The sequence below is a fragment of the Pedobacter sp. Leaf170 genome, assembly GCF_920984665.1.
In the GTDB taxonomy this organism is placed as follows: Bacteria; Bacteroidota; Bacteroidia; order Sphingobacteriales; family Sphingobacteriaceae; genus Pedobacter.
The window spans coordinates 396,215-415,494 of sequence record NZ_CAKLBP010000003.1; the positions used below are offsets into that span (position 1 = coordinate 396,215).

Annotated in this window: 10 protein-coding genes; all 10 read right to left on the reverse strand. The window is 38.4% G+C overall.

Annotation, left to right across the window (positions count from 1 at the left end; genetic code table 11):
* Nucleotides 1–3: 3 nt before the first annotated feature.
* The 10 genes from LUA90_RS10405 to LUA90_RS10450 all read right to left on the reverse strand — a co-directional run bounded on the left by LUA90_RS10405 (nt 4) and on the right by LUA90_RS10450 (nt 19,199).
* Nucleotides 4–927 (reverse strand): sugar phosphate isomerase/epimerase, encoded by a 924-nt coding sequence (locus LUA90_RS10405; RefSeq protein ID WP_231490917.1) that lies wholly within the window; start codon nt 925–927, stop codon nt 4–6.
* Nucleotides 928–2,757, reverse strand: coding sequence for an acetylxylan esterase (locus LUA90_RS10410; protein ID WP_231490918.1), 1,830 nt, complete (start codon nt 2,755–2,757; stop codon nt 928–930).
* Nucleotides 2,754–3,890 (reverse strand): exo-alpha-sialidase, encoded by a 1,137-nt coding sequence (locus LUA90_RS10415; RefSeq protein ID WP_231490919.1) that lies wholly within the window; start codon nt 3,888–3,890, stop codon nt 2,754–2,756. The genes LUA90_RS10410 and LUA90_RS10415 overlap by 4 nt, the downstream gene beginning before the upstream one ends.
* Before the next feature lie 117 nt (nt 3,891–4,007).
* Nucleotides 4,008–6,746 carry an alpha-L-rhamnosidase gene (locus LUA90_RS10420; RefSeq protein ID WP_231490920.1) on the reverse strand — a complete coding sequence of 913 codons (2,739 nt, stop codon included), beginning with the start codon at nt 6,744–6,746 and terminating at the stop codon, nt 4,008–4,010.
* Between the two features lie 281 nt (nt 6,747–7,027).
* Entirely contained in the window at nt 7,028–9,838 is a 2,811-nt protein-coding gene (locus LUA90_RS10425) for a glycoside hydrolase family 2 TIM barrel-domain containing protein (RefSeq protein ID WP_231490921.1), read from the reverse strand.
* The gene (locus LUA90_RS10430; RefSeq protein WP_231490922.1) at nt 9,838–11,460 is read right to left on the reverse strand and encodes a sialate O-acetylesterase; all 1,623 of its coding nucleotides are present in this window, start codon (nt 11,458–11,460) and stop codon (nt 9,838–9,840) included. Before LUA90_RS10430 ends, LUA90_RS10425 begins: the two co-directional genes overlap by 1 nt.
* Nucleotides 11,461–11,563: 103 nt before the next feature.
* The gene (locus LUA90_RS10435) at nt 11,564–13,390 is read right to left on the reverse strand and encodes an exo-alpha-sialidase (RefSeq protein WP_231490923.1); all 1,827 of its coding nucleotides are present in this window, start codon (nt 13,388–13,390) and stop codon (nt 11,564–11,566) included.
* Nucleotides 13,391–13,478: 88 nt separating this feature from the next.
* Nucleotides 13,479–14,405: a glycoside hydrolase family 43 protein gene (locus LUA90_RS10440; protein ID WP_231490924.1), complete on the reverse strand. Its 927-nt coding sequence runs from the start codon at nt 14,403–14,405 to the stop codon at nt 13,479–13,481.
* Nucleotides 14,406–14,643: 238 nt separating this feature from the next.
* On the reverse strand, nt 14,644–16,044 hold the full coding sequence (locus LUA90_RS10445; protein WP_231490925.1) for a glycoside hydrolase family 140 protein: 1,401 nt from the start codon (nt 16,042–16,044) through the stop codon (nt 14,644–14,646).
* A gap of 2 nt (nt 16,045–16,046) precedes the next feature.
* A complete protein-coding gene (locus tag LUA90_RS10450; RefSeq protein WP_231490926.1) occupies nt 16,047–19,199 on the reverse strand; it encodes a DUF6298 domain-containing protein in 3,153 nt (1,050 codons plus the stop codon).
* Nucleotides 19,200–19,280: the final 81 nt, after the last annotated feature.

A 19,280-nucleotide genomic window follows, 5' to 3' on the forward strand; every position in this document is an offset into this window, starting at 1 on the left:
CTATTAATGAGATTGCTTAGCACCTCGCAATGACGAACTATGATTTTGAAAAACCGACTTTAAATAGCTTGTATTGGCGGTAAAATTATATTTCACGTTGGTTGGTTGTGTTGCATCTCTGCTTCTTTCAATAACCAGCCAACCGCTCCAACGCATATCATCAAGGGTTTCCTTAACCTTTAATAAATTGATTTTTGGGTCGTTCTGTAGCCAAACACCGTCTTCATTTGTTGCATGGATTTGGATAATATTTTTCCTACCAAGAATCCGTAATTCCTCGTGCAAATCTCTTCCGTTTTTAATCGCGTTTGAGAAGTTGAAATAGCTTTTAACATTTTTAGAACCAATTTCTTTAAGCAATTTTAGTTCTTCGCGAGCATCTAAGGAAGTTTCTATCCCGATTATAACTCCTGATTTTGCAGCCATCTGTCCGGCAATTTTTAGCCTCTCGATAATTGCTGGTCGCAATTCTGGATTTTTAACCAAATCGCCCTGAACTCCCAAAGGAAGAAACGCAACTTTGATATTCATCGCCTTGGCAGTATCCAAACAATCCTGAATCATTTTTTGATAAGTTGGCCGTGTTGCGAAAGATTGAGCGTAAAAACCGGTCATGGCTAATGAGCAAAACTCCAGATTTAACTCCTTTGCTTTAGCTAAATATTCATCACGGATTTTTGGGTCGGCCAGTTTATTATCAAATGTTTCTCTATTGCCTAAGCCGCCCATATCCAGTTCCAATCCATCTGCACCGATTTCTTTCGCTAATGGTAAAGCACTAATTTTTTGACGCTTAAGAATCATTAAATCGATTACTGCTATTTTATATCTGCTTTTCTTTGCTGATGCCAGTAATATATTTGGCAAAAGCAAAGCACCGGTTAGCAAAGCGGCGTTTGAGATAAAAGTTCTCCTGTTTTGCTCCATTTATTTCGTAGTGTTTGATGGGAATAATTTCTCTAGGTTTTCGAATCCCATAACCGCATTTTTAGGCAATTTCTCACCATTATCGCCAAATACATACAATGCGTTTTCTTTCTCGATGGTTACTTTACTTTCATCATATTTACCCATTTTATCCTTAACCGCCGATGCATTAAGCTTGAAATTCTTAATCAAAAAATCGTAAAGCGCAATGCGTTTATTGATGCCAAAATCATGCTTCTCCGCAGGCAAGTGAACATTTTCAACTTTATTCTTCACACCATAATAACCATACATTTTTTGTAAATACGGAAAATCGTGTTCAGGTGTATGCGCTGTCCAGTCGCCACCATCTGAAACTAAAAGTTGCGGTCGAGGTGCAGCCATTGCGGCTAGCTCCACATTATCTGTTCCGCCTGCACACTGATGGATTGGCATACCGCTTTCGCATGGGCAACCACCATAAAAGTATGACGACATGGCTACAACCGGAGCACTTAATTTTATTCTTTCGTCCATTGCGGTCATTAAAATTGAATGACTTCCGGCGCCCGAGCCACCACTAATGCCAATTCGGTTTGTATCTGTTTCTTTAAGTGATGAGAAATAATCTAAAATCCTTATTCCACCCAAGGTTTGAATGGTTTGAGCTAAACTTTTGCGATGGTCTTCATATTTAAATTGCAACATCGATTCGCCCCAGGCAAATAAATCGTAGCTGAAAGCCATAGCGCCCATACGTGCAATTGTGGCGCAACGCAGTTGACAATCGGCACGGTAACGTTGTTTCTCCCAGTGTCCGTCGGGACTTAAAATAACCGGAATTTTTCCTTTTGCCTTAAGTGGTTTATACAAAGAACCATTAATCCACACACCGGGAAGTATCTCTAAAGCAATGTTTTCAACCGAATAACCATCAAAAATTCTTTTAGCTGTTACAATTGGCTTTGAATTTGGTTTTTCTGGCAACGGAGACAATAACAAGGCTTTATAAAGCTCCGGTTTTATTTCTTCCTTACGTTTTTCCCAACTGTTTTTATCAGAATATTTTGTAGCTAAACTGTCCAGGTAGTTCCACCCATCCAGAACTTCCCAACGATAATATTCATATTCCTTTAACTTATAAACGCCCGGCTTTTCTTTGTTTACTTTCATATCCAAAGGCGCTAAAACGTTAGCTAAAGTTTCATCTACATCGGCCCGAAATCGCCACTCGGCATAATTAACCCATTTATCTTGTACCTGTGGCTCACTGTATTTTATTTGAACTTTGAAACGCGTTTGAATTTCTTTCAGAACGTCTGTTAGCGGTTTTTTATAGAGTTTATCAGAGTTTTGAGTTTGGGCATAGAGGCTTGTAAAAGCACAAAAAAACAAGCTAAGAAACAGCAAGAAAAAGTTAATAACATTTTTATATTTTAAAAGTGATTGCTTTCCCGAAAAACCGGAACGAGCTTTATCTAGTAATGAAGAGCAACCTATCATCATTGCAACGTTTGATTTTTCATCAACCGAAGCAATCTCTACAAAGAAATTAGATTGCTTCGTCGTGCCTCCTCGCAATGACGAGGTGGCGATACATGGAGCAGATACAACGGTCGTCATTGCGAGGTTTGATTTTTCATCAACCGAAGCAATCTCTATAAAGAAATTAGATTGTTTCGTCGTGGCTCCTCGCAATGACGAGGTGGCGATACGTGGAGCATACACAGCGGTCGTCATTGCGAGGTTTGGTTTTTCATCAACCGAAGCAATCTTTGTAACTAACTTAAAAGATTTCTCAACTTCGGTCGAAATGATGGCATTTCGTGATGATTTCTCAATCTTTCTCATGGCTCTTCGTTTTTAGTTTCTGTAATTACCGGTGCTGTATATCCATTTAGCTTTGGCCAAACGCCATTCTTAATTTTCTTAAGCTTTAGTTTTGATGGGTCTACAACTACATGTTTAATTTTTTCTCTTCTCCAGGTGTAAATAAAATGCAGCATACCATCAGCGGTTTGAATAACAGCGGGATAAGAATATTGACTAATCGGCGAATCTTCTAAAATCAAAGCTGCAGACCATGCCTTTCCATCTTTAGAAACCGAAACATTTAACGGCGTTCTCGGACCTTTTGCTAAATCGCCGGGAGGTAAAACATGGTTATAAACTAAAACATGTCGACCGTCTTTCATCGTAACTGCATCCGTACCCGAATTGTTATTTGGTAAAGATGTTTTGGTTAATGCCGACCAGGTTTCTCCGTTGTCTTCAGACCACGACTCAACAATTGCCCTATTTGCAGTTCTGGCCAAAATTTGAAGTTTACCATTTCCATGTTGTAAAATACTTGGTTGAATGGCTTTAATTCCATTTTCGGCAATTGGGCCAACTGTTCTCCAGGTTTTGCCATTATCTTTGGTAACCTCAAAATGAATTTTCCAGCCATTACCTTCTCTGCTTGATGGAGCAAAAAGATTTCCGTTGCTTAATAAAACTGGCTTATTTTTTACCGGGCCAATGTAACCATCAGGAAGTTTAGTAGCCTCAGACCATGTTAATCCGCCATCTTTTGATGTTTTCATTAATCCCCACCATTCAGAGGGTTTAGGACCGATTTTGTAAAAAAGCAGTAAATCTCCGCCTGGAACCTGATACAAAACCGGGTTCCATGTTGGTAATCTCTTACCATCCGGCTGAATACCATTTGCCGCAGAAACCGGAGCTAGCCATTTTCCATCAACATAACGGCTAATATATATTTCTACATCGGGGTTTCTTTCTTTTGTACCTCCAAAAAATGAAGCGACCAAACCTGTTGGCGTTTCAGCAAGGGTTGCCGAATGACATGATGGAAATGGTGCTTTTTCGTACAAATACTCTTGCTTTACAACGCCCTTTTGCCATTTTTCTACTTGCGCTTTCGCCGTTATTGCTAAAGCGATAACAAGTCCTATCGTGATGTATAATTTTCTTTTTAACATAATTACTTTTAATCAATTTTCTATAAATGGTTGTCATGAGGCGAAATAAAATGCTTAATTACACTTCTTCGTCATTTCGACCATAAAGTTGCACTCCACTCGTCATAACCACTTTATCTATTTCCCTTCTACTACAAACTCATAATCGCCAGAACCTACTTCATAAACTGCCCTGCCATTATCCATTTTTATAAATTTTAATTCTTTAATCGATTTCACTACTTCCGAAACTTCATTTCTGTTATTTGCAGGAACATAAACCTGTGCCGATGTATTTGGCGGCACAGTTACTTTCCAATTAAACTTGCTACCAGTTTTAGTATAATTACTTTTAATCATTCCATAAACTGAATTATAACTTGCATTAACCAAATTCAAACCATTAATCATTTCTGGTTTTAAAGTAATCTGCTTAAAAGCAGCATTTTCGGATTTAATTCCGGCAACGTTTTCATAATACCAGATTAGTAAATCGCCCAGCATCATCACATGATTTTGCGAATTCATTTTAGGGTCGGCGGTGTTCCCATTCCATAATTCCCAAATGGTAGTTGCGCCATTATCAACCATATAACCCCAACTTGGGTATGTTTTTTTTGTGGCAATGGTGTAGGCTAAATCCGGGCGACCGAAATCATTTAAACAGCGCATAAGCCATTGTATTCCGACCAAACCATTACTTAAATGCCCTTTATTGGATACTTCGATGGTATGGGTAATATTTTTAAAAACGTCATCCACTTTATTCTGAGGCACCATTCCGAAATAAAGTGGAATAATGTTATCGGTTAAAGCATTTGATGCATAATAACCTTTCTCATTATAATATTTTTGGTTGAAAGCGTCTTTAATTTTATTACCCAAATCCTCATAATTTTTAATGTCTTCTTCTTTACCAATGGCTTTAGCAAACTGCATCATCAACTTTGTGAAATGATAATAATAGGCTGTAGAAATTAATGCAGAAGGATACTTTTTATCGGCACTTTTTCCTCTGCCAAATTCGATGGTAATTGGCGGCATGCACCAATCGCCATAACTATCCTTGGTTAAAATATAATCCTGCATGTAACGGCTTTGCATATAAGCCAACCATTTTTTCATCGCCGGATAATTATCACGAACGGTAGAAACATCGCCAGTTTGTTTGTAAACCATTTCCGTAACCAAGAGCATTGCCCCTGGCCAGGTCATATTGTCGCTGTAATACCTCCAAAATGCCGGTGCAACATCAGGAATTGCACCATCTCCTTTTTGTGAATTCCGAATATCTTGCAACCATTTTGTATAAAATCTGCCATTATCAAAAACGAAACTTTCGCCATAGGCAACCGCACCTCTATCACCAAGCCAAGGCATGCGCTCGTTCCGTTGCGGGCAATCAATCGGAATGCCTTTATAATTCCCTGCAATTCCCCACCAGGCATTTTTAAAAATCTGATTCGTTAGCGCATCCGATGTTTCAAAAGTTCCTACGGTTTTAATATTATCGTAAATCATTTTGCCTACGAAATCATTTACAGATGGCTGATAAGTAAAACCGCTTAATTCCACATATCTGAAACCGCGGTAAGTAAATGTCGGTTCCCAGGTTTCTGTCTCGCCGCCTTTTAAAGTGTATAAATCGGTACATTTCGCATTGCGAAGATTTGATGTAAAAAGTTCACCATTATCTTGCAAAGATTCGGCAAAGCGTAGTTTGATTTGTTTTCCACGCAAGCCTTTAACCTTTATCTGCAACCAGCCAACCATGTTTTGCCCCATATCAAGTACGTATCTACCACCAGATAATTTTGAAATCGAAATAGGTTTAAGCGTATTCATCACACGCATATTTTCATTCATTTGGGCTTCAATAATTCCGCTAGGTTCCTGTACAAATTCTGCTTTCGCCCATTTGCTATCATCAAAACCTACAGTATTCCAACCAGCAGCTTCTTTCGTTGCATCGTATTCCTCGCCATCATATTCATTATTGGTTCGGATTGGGCCATCTGTCGTTCCTTTCCAACTATCGTCTGTATCGATATTTGCAATTGAACCATCGCTGTAAACAATATGAATGTTCAAAAGCATTTTCGGGAAACCAAAAGTTTTAATTTTATATGGCTTTTCATTTTGGCGCATAGCGAAGAAACGACCATTGCCTAAAATAGCTCCAACAGCATTTTTGCCATTAATGATGTGTGATGTAACATCGTAAGTGTTGTATTTTACATTGCGGGTGTAATCTGTAGCGGTTGGTTTTAAAACATCTTCGCCAATTTTTTTACCATTGATGAATAGTTCGTACAACCCTAAACCAATGATGGATGCCGTTGCAGATTTCACGGTTTTGTTGCTTTGAAATTCTTTCCTGAAATACCTTGCAGATAACCTCGAATCTGTTTTAATATTATCCCATGGGAAGGCTCTGTCGAAACCAATCCAACCTTTTGGCCAGTCTTTGTAATTTAACAAACCCATAGAAAATGAGTTAACCGCCGACCATTCACTTTGTCCGACATTTGTCCAGATTTTAACTTTCCAGTAAACTTTTAAACGACTTTTAAGTGGTTCTCCATCATAATTAACATGGATAGATTCTGATGAATTTACCCTTCCCGAATCCCAAATATCGCCCTCGTTCGCTTTTAATTTTTCTTCTGATGAAGAGGCTAAAAGCTGATAAGCCGTTTGCATTACATTGCGTTCTTTAGCGATAATATGCCAGGCAAACCGTGGCTTTTCTGCATCAATTCCTACCGGATTAGTCAGCATTTCGCAAGTTGTGTTTTGTAAAGTAATTTGCGCAAAAGCTTGCCCAACTAACGTGATGCAGATGCTGATGATTAATATGTAGGTTTTAAAATTCATTCAATTAATTTCTATACTATCGTCATTGCGAGGCTGGATTAGCGCGAGCCGAAGCAATCTAATCTTTTTTCAATTGAGATTGCTTCAGCGTGCCTCCTCGCAATGACGGCAGCCATCATCGTCATTGCGAGGTTGGGTTTGAGCGAACCGAAGCAATCTAACCTTTTTTCAATTGAGATTGCTTGGTCGTGCCTCCTCGCAATGACGGCAGCCATCATCGTCATTGCGAGGCTGGATTTGAGCGAACCGAAGCAATCTATCTTTTTTTTTGTCAAATCATTTTACTTATCAGATTGCTTCGTACCTCGCAATGACGACGTATCGAGAGAAAAATCAAAATACAACACCATTTCTAAAGCTCTGCCCGGTTCCTTATCAAAATCATAAAAAACGTGTTTCATGCCCATTGGTCCGGTAGTTTCCGGTTTTTGTGTCTTCGTTCCTATGGCTGATATCCCGTTCATAAAAGAAATATCGCCGTTTGGAAAAGTCGGACTCATATTATCCCATTCCGTATCTTTAGATTTTTTTGGCGTAAATAATCTTAAAAATACATCTTCCCTATCGGTTACCACTTTAAAATTCTGCGTTTTCCCCACAAATTCGCACCAATACAAATTTGAATAGTATCCTTTAAATTCAGGATACTGCCAGGCTGGTTCTCCCGTTGCAGAATCATTATAATCCTTTTTAAATATACCGAATTGTGTACCTTTCATACGGTTTTTCCATACACGATACGGACCATTTCCTTTATATTCAACGGATTTAATTTCTGTTTCGGGATACGAAAAATTTAAGCCAACAAATGTTGTGAAATATGCTGACGGAAAATATTTGACTTCCATTTTTAACCATCCTGATGGATAAATTGTCCACTGCAAAGTATTCCAGCTTTCCTTTTTATCAAACTTTGATGAAATAATTAAATTCTCCCCATCCATTTTGGTTGAGAAATTTTTGAAATTATTTACCGCATCCTGTAAAACGGGGCCGTTTGAAAATGGAATTACACCCTTTGCATTTTTAGCCTGCTGCAGCAGTCCGTTAACTTTATTAAATGTTAAATCGATTCCATTTGCAGAAACCTGATAAACTTTAGCATCCTCTTTTAAAATAACTTTTGATGAAGCAGTTTTAACTACCATTTCGTTAGCATCATCTTTTGGCAAAGCAATTGGATAGCTCCAGGTAAAAAGTTCCTTTCCATCAGGGCCATTCGCCGTTAAATACAGTGCATCGAAATTTCTCCAATCTGCCGGAAGATTGATTTGCAATTTTCCTTTCTCAAAAGGTTTAACATTTGGGGCATCGGCTTTGCCTGATTTTAAATCGGCATCTGCGCCAGCATTTAATTTTTTCAACTTCCAGGTGAAAGTACATTGATTTAGATTGGTGAAGGCGTATCTGTTTTCCAGCAAAAACGAGCCATCAAAACCAGTGGTCATTTCTCTTTTTTCGACAAAAACCGGGCTCCAAACTTCTTTAATGGTAAAAAAGCTGCCTTCTTTTTCATGATAAGGTCCAACAATTCCATCCGGACCATGATTTCCATCCGTATCCAATTCGCCATTTTTATCAGTACGCACAACGGCTTGGTCGGCAAAATCCCATAAAAAACCACCGGCAGAAAGTGGATTATTCCACATAGCAGTCCAATAATCTTCAATTCCGGCACCATGACCGCCATCCCACATGCCATGCAAAAATTCGGTTGGCATTAAAATATTATGCCCATGGTCGTAATTTCCTATGCCGTAATTAAACTCACGGTAATGTGTGGTTTCAAAGCCGCCAAAAACTTCCCATGGATGAATTACAGCACGTTTTTGAATATCTTCTTCAGGAAAAATATGGTCTAAATCTCGGTTATGACCGCCTTCATTTCCATTAGCCCAAAATATAATCGATGGATGATTTTCATCATTCAACATCATCTCTTTTAACAATTTTGTTCCGGTTGGCTTATCGTAATTGCCATGCCATCCAGCCAATTCATCCATAACGAACAAACCCAGAGAATCGCAGACATCCAAAAAATGTCCATCGGGTGGGTAATGCGACATCCGCACCGCGTTCATGTTCATTTCTTTCATCAACAATACATCAGCAATACTGATTTTTTTGCTCGTTGTTCGGCCTGATGTTGGATAGAAAGAATGGCGGTTTACGCCTTTAAACTTCATTTTAACACCATTTACGTAAACGCCATCACGTTCTTTTACTTCTACCGTTCTGAAACCGATTTTCTTTGTTACCTGATGAATTTCTTTCCCTTTTTTGATTAAGGTAAAGTTTGCGGTGTAGAGATTTGGAAATTCTGAAGACCATAATTCAGGCTTATCAAATTGATGATTTACAAACAATTTCTGAGTGCCTTTTGGAATATCAGCCGCGAATTTGTTGCCGAATTTCTTGCCATCCTTTTGCATAAGTTGCACTTCAACTTTATCCGCATCGCCAGTAAAATTCAATTGAGCATTTAAAATTCCGTTGGCTTTTGCGTCAATCTGAACCCTATCAATGTGAGTTTGTGGTAAAGCCTCTATATAAACCGGCCTGAAAATGCCGCCAAAAATCCAGTAATCTGCTTTGCGTTCGGCTTCATTTACCGATTGATTAGCAGAATGTTTGGATACTTTAACTTCCAATAGATTATCGGCGCCAAGTTTAATCAGTTTGGATATATCGTATTTGAAAACGTAAAAAGAACCCTGGTGAACCTCTCCAGCTAGTTTTCCGTTAATTTTCACTTCCGTATCGGTCATCGAACCTTCAAAAACAATATTGATTTTTTGGTTTTTCCAATTTGCCGGAACTTTAAAATTGAACTTGTACAATCCTTGTTCTTTACCTTTATTTTCATCCTTATTAAAACCGTAGTTGTATTTTCCAAAGCCTTGCAATTCCCAATTTGAAGGCACAGGAATAGTTGTCCATTTACCCGAATTTGCACCTGCCGTACAGAAGAAATCCCAATTTACGGTATTATCATTTCCAGTTCCTGAAAGATATAATTTCTCCGTTTGCTGAGCTTTCACAGCATCAAACATCACTACCAAACAAAAGAAAAGTAAAAATCTAAGTCTCATTAATTGGGTTTAAATTGATTGGTTAAAGGATTATCTGTTCGGAAAGGTAAAGCTGGTAAACCATTATTATATAAATTTCCTTTCGGATTTTCGGACCAGTTGTAGCGAACCTTTTTAGGGTTTTTAACTTCTGGAGCACTCAGCACAATGTCTGTACCTTTCTGAAAAGCGGTTGCTTTAGTGTACTTATTATCATGACCGGCAATTTCAAAACCTGTAAAATCATCTCTAGTAGGTGACACAAAAAATTTCAGGTTTTCGAAACTTAAAATGACATATTGCATATAGATGCGCTTTTTTTTCAGGGTCGGCCCAGAGAAATCTATTTTTTGCTGATAGGTTTTGCCCAAAGCTAAAAGCGCTAGTCGCCTGCCCACTTCCCACTTACAGGTTGGGTGCAAATCAGCACCATTATCATTCAAATCATTGGTAGAAATCATTCCCGTATTTGGCATACGTAATATTTGCTGTTGGGCTTCCCAAAAATTCGGCAGCGTTTCTACAGTCAATGTTACTTTATCACTTTTTTGCTTACTGTAATCGTATGGCGCAATCTGGACATAGTAAAAAGGCATATCCTTTTCATCCCAGGCTTTCCGCCAGAGGTTAATTAATGTTTTTAATTTAAACGAATAACTAATGGTTTCATTCAAAAAGCAATTTGTTTCGCCTTGATACCAGAGAAAACCACGGATTTTAAATTTGGAAAGTGGCTCAATCATCGGTGTATAAAATTTTCCAGGGTCGTTACTAACCTTTTGGTTCTGAAAATATTTTTCCTGATTAAAAGCTTCGGGAGCAATCCAGGGTTCTATGGCGCTGCCAGAAACCGAAGAAGAGATTATCCCGACAGGAATACCTAATTTATGTTGTAGTTCTTTGGCGAAAAAATAACCAACTGCTGAAAATGCCTTTAGCGCTGAATCTTTCGCAACCGCCCAGCTTTTGTGAATGGAATCAGGTTTAATTAATTGTTTCCTGTTTACCAGAAAAATCCTGATTTCTTCGTTTTCCGCTTTTTCGACTTCATCTGCAGGGAAACCAAGTTTTTCATTTTTAGGTTTCGAAATTTTAGCCAGCTTACGCATTTGATATTCCATGTTCGATTGACCGGAACAAAGCCAAACTTCGCCAACCAAAATATTGCTGAGCTCAATTTTATTGGAGCCGTTGATGGTCATGGTTTGCGGTTTTGCAGATGTTTTCAAGGGCGCTAAAACCACCAGCCAATTGCCGTTTTTATCTGTTACAGTTTGTTTGGTTTGACCAGCAAAATTAACTTCTACTTTTTCCTCAGGAGATGCATAACCCCAAATATTAATGGATTTATCGCGTTGCAAAACCATATTGCTCGATAAAATTTGCGGCAACAGGATTTTTGCGTTAGCGGAAAATGAAAATAATGCAAAAATTGCAGTGAACATTAAAGATTGCCACATTTTACCATTTCCCGATGACGATTGCACTCCCGTCATTTCGAGCAAAGTGAAACGTTGTCGAGAAATCTTTTTTGTTAGGTTCAAAGATTTCTCGGCTCTGCTCGAAATGACGGTAAGAGGCGATTGCTTTTCCGAAAATTCGGAACTATCTGTACCAAGCAATGACGATAATGCATGTGTCATTGCGAAGCCGGGCTTGTGCGAGCTGAAGCAATCTAATTTATCGAATGAGATTGCTTCGTCGTTCCTCCTCGCAATGACGATGTGTTTAATGTTCCTTCCCATCCTAAAATCCTTCCGTTTTTAAATACTTAATCGAGTAAACCGCTTCTTTTTTCTCTGATTCACCTGCATTTTTTAAATCATAAGTCTGGTCGGCAGGTGTATCTACATTTGGAAAACGACGCGTTGCTCCTGTACGAAAAACAATTCGAGAAACATCAGCAACTGGTTGATAAGCTAAACTTAATGAGGCTTCTTTACCATTAACTGTAAGCGTGTAAAATCTGGTATGCGCATCCAATTTCAATTTGATATTATAGCTTTTGCCAGCTTCATATTTCATAAAATTTTTATAACGGGCACCAGCTTTTCCACTTAAATTTCCAGCTGTATCAAAAGTTAAGCGAACACTTGCCATACCTTTTGCATCTTGTAATTCAATCTCCAGTAAACCGAAATCATTTTGCTTTGGCGTTACCGAGAATGATGTGATTATCTTTTTCGATGCCGGAAAAATTCTTTCAGCCTTTGCGTAATCAAATGGGTCTTTATCTCTTAAAACTAAAAGGCTATTTTCTACTTTTACAGGCGCCCACAGCGGACTATAAATATTCCAATCATCAAGTTCTTTTCCTTTTGTTAATTTGCTAAAATCATCATCAGCATGTTGCAGCGCCTTTTCATTTACGGGCAAAGGAACTGAAGAAACCCAAATATCTTCCTTGTTCATGCTGTAGGTAACCCACAACTTCCCGTCAGCGGGTTTTCCATTACCTTCAATAATGCCACGAACATACTGCGGACCATAAGATTTGTAATTTCCACCATAACGCATTGGTGTAATTTCGCCGTGAATTAATAATAAGTTCGTGTAATCTAAACCGTTTTTACTGGTCGAAATTGCCAAAGGCCACCTATATTCAGATGGGTTATAAACCGTTGCATAATTTCCATCAGCAGTTTTCTGTCCCCAGAATTTGGCATTACTATTTACAAAACCTGGTGCACGTGTGGCGTTTTCGGGCCAGCCTTTACCATTATCATTGCTAATTGCAGTTAGTGCATTTTTCCATAAACCAACTACTCTTCCATCAGGTAAATGGTAATAATTAAAGGCTTTATATTGCTTTTGCAAAGTAATTAATGGGTCTTTTCTATCGGCTTCCTCATTCCATTGCTGCGTCATTAACTTATTGGCAAGCAACTCATTACACGCAGCAACAAAAGCTTTATTTTTGCTTTTTGTATAGTACGGATATTTTGTATTTTTTTCTGAATAACCCGGATTGTAATGAATAAAATAAATTGGACCATATTTGCCATCCGCTTGTATTTCTCGAACTGCTCTACCAATTCCATGCCCATCATTCGGGTCGTCTTTTGCATCAAAACTAATGGCATAAAATCCTAAAACAAGAAATACATTTTTTGTTGAAACATAAAAACCCATTCGCTGATGCATAACCGCATCTAAATCTTTAGCTACATCCGTTCTGCCTTCTTTGGTGGTTCCATCTGCAATTCTGTAAACCGGAAAAATTACATCAGGTTTCGTCCAGGTGTAACCATCAGCAGAAGATTGCAAAAATGTTTGTCCTGGCGGGATGCTTTCTCCAACCTTATCACTCAAATATTCTACAAAAAATTTATTGTTCCAATAAGCCAACATTGGCGCATGATTATATGTCCAGCCGAAGTTTTCGGCTAATTCTGGATGTTCTCTGTTTGCCCTGAAAGTCTGAATATTGTGGACTCCAATTACCGGCGCAAGTTGCCCGTGATGATAATCGGCATTAACCAAAGTTTTACCTGTATAACGAACGGTATCTTGCGCCTGCGATTTTGCAAATACAAATGGTAAGACTAAATAAAGTATTTTAAATATTTTCATTTTATTATGCATTTCGTCATTGCGAGGCACGAAGCAATCTCATCAGCAAATTAGATTGCTTCGTGCCTCGCAATGACGAGGTGGTTATTTACTTCCTCAACCTCTCAATCACTTTCCTTTTTACTTTTATAATAGTTCCATGTTTATGTCCTTCGGGGATAGAAACCTCGGAACTTACATCCTTAAAATTTTTGAAATCTGATGTTTTGTAAGCTGAATAGGTTTTTTGTCCATAAGCATCAAAATAAATCAGGTAATCGTTTTTAACTTTCACAACCGTTGGTCCTTCTGTTAATTTCGGACTAAATGTTTCAGAAACATTTTTATACGGACCTAAAGCATCATCCGCGAAAGCAACTTTTAAATTTCGATTTGGCCGGGTGTTATCCTTTAAAACCAATACATAATCTTTGGCAGCTCGTTTTACAATTACTGCATCAATCACGCTAAAACCAGGATCTAAAAATAATTTTGTTTCAGAGAATGATTTAAAATCCTTCGTGGTGATGCTGTACATTCGATGGTTATTTTCTTCCTCTTCAATACCTTTTTCAAAACGAAATGGTATGGTTGATGCCCAAATGATTACAAATTCTTTCTTTTCGTCATCATAAAAAATTTCTGGCGCCCAAACATTAACCGTTTTAGGCTCATGCGCCATAACCGGAAGAAATTTTTGCTCACTCCAATGAATTAAATCCTTCGAACTGGCGTAACCAAAACCCTTATCTCCTTTCCAGCTGCATGTCCATACCAAATAAAATGTACCATCCGGACCTTGAGCAATTGATGGATCACGCATTACTTTTTGCGTACCAACCGCTGGTTTGAGAAATGTTTTATTTAAATCTGTCCAATGATAGGCATCGTAGCTGTATAAATATCTCAAACCTTCGTTTGCAGGTTCGTGAAATGAAGTGAATAAATACGCTTGATTAGAGCAAGATGTTAATCCACACAAAACCAGGCCAATTATAGCTAAGCGAAATGATGATATGATTGATGATTTTAACACTTATTATTCTATTTGATAATTTCCTTTATCTACTATTTTTGTAGCGGTCGTCATTTCGACCACAGTGGAGAAATCTTTGAACCAGCATATAAAGTTCAAAGATTTCTCTGTTTCGCTATGCTTTAGTAGCAATGACGTTCACGGCAGTCGTCATTGCGAAGTCGGGTTTGTGTGAGCTGAAGCAATCTGTCTTGTAAAATAAAATGCTTGGTCGTTCCTCCTCACAATGAAAGGCTGCCTATACCTTATCCAATATCAAAACCCAATCATTTCCATTTGCAGCATCACCTGGTGGATTAAATTCCTTAATGCCTTTGTTTTCAAATTCCCCTATAACAGTCGTTTTTCCTGTTCTTGGGTCAAACCACGATGCAGTTACATCATCGCCATCGGTTTTGCCCAATTGTACACTAAAAGTTTTACCCGTGTAAGTGTAGAACATTGCATATTCCTCTCCCCTTGTGGCTAAAACCCGATCGTACTTTTCACCATTAGTACCTGCAACCAAAGTTTGGTCTGGCACTCTGTCGAAATAAGAACGCGAAAGCATTAAATCTTTCAGGAATTTCATTTGCGTTGCACCCTTAGCATTCAATGCTATATCCCAGGTATCATTTGGACCATAAGCGGGTTTCAAATCCGTTTTTTTATACATCTGCATTACTGAATTATGACCGTAGGTATAGCCAAAAGCACCTGCAAAAACCGACCAGTAGCCATAACGGCGAACATCAGCGTCATTCCATCGAGGTTCTCTTGTATCATGCAAACCTTGCGGAATATCTTCGTAAGATGGCTCTCCATCAATCGTTGGTTTGTTTGGCTTAAGTTTATAATCGGCTTCTATGTACTTCCAATTATCCTCGCCATAATGCAATTTCTCTTTAGCAGAAGTATCTTGGTTATAACGGCGATGGCCGGATTGAACCATATCAAAATCGCTCCATTTCGAATCGTGAAACCAAGCTGAAGAAGCTGTTCTACCTCTTGGATGAAACGTAATTAAATGATTTGGGTCGTTCGCTCTTAATGTTTCACCAATTGTATTCCAAACTTTTAAGCCATCACTGCCCCTAATATCTCCACCATTTAACCAAATAATATTCCATTTGTCTTTATATCTATCAGCCAAAAACTTAGCGTAAGCTTTCGCTTGAGCTTCATTAACCTTTTTCTCTTTAACATTTGTACCCCAAACCGGAACCAAAGCCATATATAAACCCTTTTCTGCAGCTTTATCAATAGCATAATCTACATGATCCCAATAATCGTAAGCGGTAGAATCTTTAAAATCGCTTTTATCTGTAACAACAGGTATTGAAACATTCTTGGCAACCAAAGCAGAATCGCCATAGATATTTTTGGCTGCAACATCATGTAGAACCATTACCTGAATCACATTAAAACCTTTTTGCTTTCTATCCTCGAGATAAGTATTGGTTTCTTCCCTATTTAAACGACTAAACAACAGCCAACCTGTATCGCCTAACCAAAAAAACGGCTTTCCATCTCCGTTACTAAAAAAGCGTCCGTTATCAGATACTAATAAACTTTTATCACCAAAATGGGGTTTTTCTTTACATCCAAATGCGAGCAGGCTGATAAGAAGTAGAAAGTATAGTTTAGATTTTGGCATCATAATTATATTTTATTAATGAAGATGAGCTCATCTCCAGTTCCAACTTTATTAATTTTTGAAATAGATTGACCATTTATTTTTTCTTCCTTAACCAATACACCGGTTTTAGGATTGAATATCTTCACATTAAATTTTCCAGCAGTTTTAGTTAAATCTAAACTGATAACATCTGTTGATGCGTTATAAAACAGATAAGTTTTGCCTGCATTTTCCAAACCATATTGCTGGCCATTTTTCCCTATCGGGATGATTGTTTTTAATGTTGATATGGCATTTAAAACAGACTTATCGAGATTTTGAACATTACTTAAAGAACCTCCAGCCATCAAAACTGCCCAACCAAAAGCATCAAAATTATCTCCTGAGTACATTACTGCCTTTTCAGGAAATTTAGTTTTATATTCAGATACCGCATGATAAACCTCCTGGAAAGATGTTTTCTTTGGTTTTAGTAAACGGGCATGCTGGCGAGGCGCTAAATTTTGCCCGCCTTGTGGTGCATAAGCCGTTCCATCTGCCTGGTAATGCCAATATTTGATATCGATTAAATCCACAACGTTTGCCCTTTCTTTATCCGCCAAAATAGCATCCTGAACATCTTTAGTTACGCTTAAACCAATAATCGGGTGTTTGCCGGTTTCTTTTTCCCAATCTTTTATGGTATCAATCCAAAACTGAACAAAATGCAGCGGACCAGTAAATTCTGCACCGATTAATTGAATAACGCCGGTATTTCCATCGAAATTTTTTAAACATTTCCTGATGTACGCTCTGTGTATCGCTTTGCGATTTTCATTGCTGATATCGTAAAACTGCTCGGCCATAAAAATACGTTTGTCTCCCGCATAGGGAACCGGTTCCGGGAAACCTGTATTGTTTATATTATTCGCCGTACGCCATGGAAAATCAGCATAATGTGCGCCTGCTTCGATAATATTATGCTGAAAATAATTTTCGTGAATTAAGATTAAGCTCTTTTGGTCGGCCAGGTTTGCAAAAGTTTTTAACCTATCCCAATACCACAGATTATACTTTGTAATGTCGTATTTACTTAAACCATCCCAGGCCTTCCCCTGTCCGCTACGGGCGAAAGGCAGCTCATAAAACGGCGCCCAAACTTCTCCATCCATGCGGCGAATGCGCTCATGGTCGTCTCTTCTTCTATCGTACCAAAGACCATAATTATGGTCTAACACTTTAACCAAGCCATTTTTCATAGAATCGGTTATTGCATTCAAATCATCAGTTAAGCCATTTCCCTCACGACCAGGAACAAAACGGGTAGCATGAAATTTAGTTTTCTTTAAACCATGCGGACGAGCACTACCACTCCACCATGGCACATCTTGCCTATCGCCAACAACAATTTGATTGCCGCGTACCAACCAACCATTTTTGATGGTTGCGGCTTCAGCCAGTTTTATTTCAACAACTTTATCTAAACCAATGTTATCAATCGTTTTCGCATCTTTTGGTTCTGTTGATATTTTATTTCGCTCAGTTGCTGCATCAATATATTCGGCAACTGTTAAAGTGGGTTTAACTGCAAGTTTGGTTAATTTCTGCGCAACATCTACAGGCGGACTGCTCGAGGCTTCGGTTTCAACAGGTAGCAGAAATGTTCTGGTTTCAACCCCATTACCTAATCTATCTTTAAGTTGAGCATAGTATAAACTGCGAGGCTGAATTTGCTCGTTGGACATATCCCAATAACCATTTCCAGAAAACTGGGCCCACGTTCCGAAAGCCCAGTTTTGAGCTGTTGGAGGTTGTGGATTATCTACTCTTGCTGCACTGCATTGCCAAAAAACGCTGTTTGCAGCACTCCAGCCAGCACCTTGCCCATCCTGGCCTCTGTTTAAGTAACTCAAGGCTTGTCCATCGATATTTACAATATCAAACAGAACGCCCGATGCCCAACTATCAATTGTACCGCTGAAACTAAATGGCAGATAGGATTGGCATTGTACGAAAACATTTGGACCTGAAGCGCAGAAACCTACTGCAAAATCGTGGTAACCAAATTCAGCATATAATCTTTGAAAAAGTGTTTGCTGTCCAGTTGTTAAAAATGTAAACCTGCGTTCGCCACCAATTTCAGAAATTGGTGCTAATGATTTACAATCTTCAACGGTAATGCGCTTTGCCGTTTCTAAAACATTTACTGCAGAACCTGCAAAATGTTCAAAAACCACCTGACGAACCCATGCATCTTCTACGTTTTCTAAACAGATGGCTGTCCAGCGATGGTATTCATCTTTAATATTTTCCTTGTGATAATCAGACTCTACCTTTATATTCTCGACACCAGAATTTGAAATTCTTCCATTCCATTGGTATTTTGAAATGGTTGCCCCACCAAATTTAGCATCAAGTGCTGTGGTAATTGGAACATCAATAGTAATAACAGCGCCATTTACAGCAGTAATTTTTCTATCGAAATGAATATCTCTTGTCCCAGGTTTCCAACCTAAAGCACTTTCGCCACCACCAAATTCTACGGTCTTTAAGGTTTCTATCCACTCTTTAGTTGACGGACGATGAATAACTATTTTATCGCCAACTTTAAAACCCGATGCATTTGCTACAGTAAGTTTGGTTGAATTAACAGGAACGTAATTATCGCTGATAGCAATCGGCTTTTCTTCAATTTTATTGTGCTTACCCAAAATTCTGATAACGCCAATTCTATCTAAACCTGTAGCAAAAATTTTTGTGCCATTTTCGCCCATTCCTTTGCCACGAAGCACAACGCCTGAAGCAGAAATTTTTAAAGTTCCGGCAACTTCATAAGTTCCTTTCTCTAATAAAACTGCCCCGCGTAAACCATCTTTCCCGATAGGTAATTTTGAAACATAGTTGATGGCCGATTGAATGCGCAAAGTTGCATCGCCATTTTTTAATGGAACAATTACTTTAATGTTTGCATTTGGGATTGATTTTTCGCCTGCCATATATCCGGCAAAAGAAAAATCAGGGATACGATTGCCCTGCTCATCAGATGTATAAGCCAATTTACCATCTTTATCTTTAAAAAGAGGCTTAGGTGGCTCAATAGGCTTAGTTTTTTGAGCGAAAGAAATACTTGTAGCAAAAAACAGTAAAGCCAATATTGGCAATACTTTGATTTTATATAGATGGTTAGTTTTTTGCATTTTTTATTTTGTTATATTTTCCGTCATTGCAAGGCACGATGCAATCTTAATGCAAAATATACTTTTGTGAGTTTGCTTCGT

What these genes read in the sequence shown, in the direction of transcription:
- LUA90_RS10405 (WP_231490917.1), bottom strand. Translation starts at nt 927, where the DNA reads ATGGAGCAAAACAGGAGAACTTTTATCTCAAACGCCGCTTTGCTAACC.
- LUA90_RS10410 (WP_231490918.1), bottom strand. Translation starts at nt 2,757, where the DNA reads ATGAGAAAGATTGAGAAATCATCACGAAATGCCATCATTTCGACCGAA.
- LUA90_RS10415 (WP_231490919.1), bottom strand. Translation starts at nt 3,890, where the DNA reads ATGTTAAAAAGAAAATTATACATCACGATAGGACTTGTTATCGCTTTA.
- LUA90_RS10420 (WP_231490920.1), bottom strand. Translation starts at nt 6,746, where the DNA reads ATGAATTTTAAAACCTACATATTAATCATCAGCATCTGCATCACGTTA.
- LUA90_RS10425 (WP_231490921.1), bottom strand. Translation starts at nt 9,838, where the DNA reads ATGAGACTTAGATTTTTACTTTTCTTTTGTTTGGTAGTGATGTTTGAT.
- LUA90_RS10430 (WP_231490922.1), bottom strand. Translation starts at nt 11,460, where the DNA reads ATGACACATGCATTATCGTCATTGCTTGGTACAGATAGTTCCGAATTT.
- LUA90_RS10435 (WP_231490923.1), bottom strand. Translation starts at nt 13,390, where the DNA reads ATGAAAATATTTAAAATACTTTATTTAGTCTTACCATTTGTATTTGCA.
- LUA90_RS10445 (WP_231490925.1), bottom strand. Translation starts at nt 16,044, where the DNA reads ATGATGCCAAAATCTAAACTATACTTTCTACTTCTTATCAGCCTGCTC.
- LUA90_RS10450 (WP_231490926.1), bottom strand. Translation starts at nt 19,199, where the DNA reads ATGCAAAAAACTAACCATCTATATAAAATCAAAGTATTGCCAATATTG.